The following is a 479-nucleotide window of genomic DNA, read 5'->3' as shown; positions in this document are numbered from 1 at the left end:
GGCGTATCCTGGTGCTGGAGCCGCGCCGCCTCGCCGCGCGCGCCGCCGCCGCCCGCATGGCGGCGCTGCTGGGCGAGTCGCCGGGTGCCACCGTCGGCTATCGCACGCGCACGGACTCCGCCGTCTCCGCCGCCACCCGGATCGAGGTGGTGACCGAGGGCCTGCTGGTGCGCCGGCTGCAATCGGACCCCATTCTCGACGGCGTCGCCGCGGTGCTGCTGGACGAGATCCACGAGCGCGCGATCGATGCCGACCTGGCACTCGGCTTCTGCCTCGACCTGCAACGCGCGCTGCGGCCGGACCTGCGTCTGCTGGCGATGTCGGCGACCGCCGACGGCGCCCGGCTCGCCCCGCTGATGGACGCCGAGGTGATCGAAAGCGACGGCCGCGCCCATCCCGTCGAAATCGTCCACGCCGCCCGCGACCTCGCCGCCGCCCGCGACCTGCCGGAGGCGATGGCCCGCGCCGTGCGCGCGGCG

1 pseudogene is annotated in these 479 nt (G+C 76.2%); it reads left to right on the top strand.

Annotation, left to right across the window (positions count from 1 at the left end):
* A pseudogene (locus B8460_RS19740) lies at window positions 1–479 on the top strand (ATP-dependent helicase HrpB); the annotation flags it as partial.

Origin of the sequence: Acidisphaera rubrifaciens HS-AP3 (assembly GCF_000964365.1) — a bacterium.
In the GTDB taxonomy this organism is placed as follows: Bacteria; Pseudomonadota; Alphaproteobacteria; order Acetobacterales; family Acetobacteraceae; genus Acidisphaera; species Acidisphaera rubrifaciens.
Note: the sequence above shows the minus strand (reverse complement) of the source record. Positions and strands in the feature narration are given on the sequence as shown.